Annotated in this window: 4 protein-coding genes; all 4 read right to left on the minus strand. The window is 34.2% G+C overall.

The window, feature by feature from the left end; genetic code table 11:
- Nucleotides 1–304: 304 nt before the first annotated feature.
- Nucleotides 305–742: a hypothetical protein gene (locus tag KMP12_RS07290; protein WP_215757053.1), complete on the minus strand. Its 438-nt coding sequence runs from the start codon at nucleotides 740–742 to the stop codon at nucleotides 305–307.
- A gap of 56 nt (nucleotides 743–798) precedes the next feature.
- Complete coding sequence (locus KMP12_RS07295; protein WP_215757054.1) at nucleotides 799–1,215, minus strand: hypothetical protein; 417 nt, start codon at nucleotides 1,213–1,215, stop codon at nucleotides 799–801.
- Between the two features lie 67 nt (nucleotides 1,216–1,282).
- Complete coding sequence (locus tag KMP12_RS07300; protein WP_215757055.1) at nucleotides 1,283–1,702, minus strand: hypothetical protein; 420 nt, start codon at nucleotides 1,700–1,702, stop codon at nucleotides 1,283–1,285.
- Nucleotides 1,695–1,902 (minus strand): hypothetical protein (locus tag KMP12_RS07305; protein ID WP_215757056.1); only part of this gene is annotated, 208 nt, incomplete at its 5' end. The genes KMP12_RS07300 and KMP12_RS07305, both read right to left, overlap by 8 nt.

The following is a 1,902-nucleotide window of genomic DNA, read 5'->3' on the forward strand; positions in this document are numbered from 1 at the left end:
TATAGTATCCTGGTTACTTTCATTAATAGACTGTAGCGAATTAATGGTGTTGCCATGTTCTGCCATAATCTTGTTTATAACCTCAACATCAAGACCCAAAGCCTGTAAAAATCCTCTTTTCATTTTATTTTCTCCTTTACATTTATTAACGTGGTATAGTCCACAATAGAGCTTGTCAAGTAACGTTTGACATACGAAAAAGACAGTTTAACGTCATATCCAGGACAAAAGAAAAACACCCAACAAAAGCTAAGTGTTTAATTTTAATAAAAAGTTCCTAAGCCTAAGTAATTATACTATAAGCCTAAATCTTGCTGTAATCCTTAAGGGAAAATCGCCCCAATTTTCTATAAGTATCCAGTAAACAAAATTTACAATCTGGATAATCATTAAAGCTAGCCCCCCTAAATATACGTTCGACCTTATACTTCCAACGTCCTATAGTTAAATTAGCCTCTGGCAAAGGCTCAAGGGCTAGATAATATCTTTTTTTCTCCTCTATTTCCTCAGGGCTGTAAGCCTTGCTAACTAAAAAGCCCAATTCATAAGCCTCTTCTTGCACCAAGGGGCAGAGCTTAAGCAAGTTTTCCCTAGTAGGCTCACAATCAAGACTTTTAAAAAACTTTTCTCTTTCTTTTTCTATAAATTCTGACGCCCTTTTTTTATCTCCTGAAAGTACCATTTGCCACATCCAAAAATGGGAAACATCTTTAAGTTGGATATAATCCTTATATTTATTCATCTTCTAACAGCTCCATTTCCAATATTCCTTTTTCCTCGTCTATATTTAATTTCAGCCTAAAAATAGCCTTTCCCTAGTCTCCTGTAAGTATCCAGGTAATAAAATTTACAATCTGGATAATCCTTAAAGCTAGCCCCCCTAAATATACGTTCGACCTTATACTTCCAACGTCCTATAGTTAAATTAGCTTCTGGCAGAGGCTCAAGGGATAAATAATACCTTTTTTTCTCCTCTATCTCCTCAGGGCTGTAAGCCTTGCTAACTAAAAAACCCAATTTATAAGCTTCGCTTTGCACCAAGGGGCAGAGCTTAAGCAAGTTTTCCCTAGTAGGCTCACAGTCAAGACTTTTAAAAAATTTTTCTCTTTTTTCTTCAATGTATTCTAATATTTCTTTTTTATCCTCTAATAAGTCTTTCCAATGCCAAAAATGGGAAACATCTTTTAGTTGTATATAATCCTTATAGTTATTCATCTTCTAACAGCTCCATTTCCAATATTCCTTTTTCCTCGTCTATATTTAATTTCAGCCTAAAAATAGCCTAAAAATAAAATCGCCCTAATTTTCTGTAAGTATCCAGTAAACAAAATTCACAATCTGGATAATCGTTAAAGCCAGCACTGCTAAATCTACGCTTGACTTCATGCTTCCAACGGTTTATAGATATATTAGCCTCTGGCAAAGGCTCCAAAGATAAATAATACCTTTTTTTCTCCTCTATCTCCTCAGGACTGTAAGCCTTGCTAACTAAAAAGCCTAATATATAAGCCTCGGCTTGCACAGTTGGACAAAGCTTAAGCAAGTTTTCCCTGCTAGGCTCACAGTCAAGCCTTTTAAAAAACTTTTCTCTTTTTTTTTCGATATATTCTAATGCTTCTTTTTTATCTCCTGAACATATCTTTTGCCACCTCCAAAAATGGGACACATCTTTTAGTTGGATATAATCTTTATATTTAGTCATCTTCTAACAGCTCCATTTCCAATATTCCTTTTTCCTCATCTATATTTAATTTCTTATATCTGGTATTTCTATAAACTAGAAATTCTTTTTCATAATCATTTTCTGAATTTTTGCCTATATAATAGCCCTTAGTTTCCCCAGGGGCTTGGATAATTAACTTAAAATCACCGAAATCATTTGTTGCCTCTTCATCTATGCTC

The organism is Gemella sp. zg-1178 (assembly GCF_018790995.1).
GTDB lineage: Bacteria > Bacillota > Bacilli > Staphylococcales > Gemellaceae > Gemelliphila.

Bases quoted from the DNA above. Each gene is read 5' to 3' on its own strand.
- KMP12_RS07290 (WP_215757053.1), bottom strand. From the start codon at position 742: ATGAATAAATATAAGGATTATATCCAACTTAAAGATGTTTCCCATTTT.
- KMP12_RS07295 (WP_215757054.1), bottom strand. From the start codon at position 1,215: ATGAATAACTATAAGGATTATATACAACTAAAAGATGTTTCCCATTTT.
- KMP12_RS07300 (WP_215757055.1), bottom strand. From the start codon at position 1,702: ATGACTAAATATAAAGATTATATCCAACTAAAAGATGTGTCCCATTTT.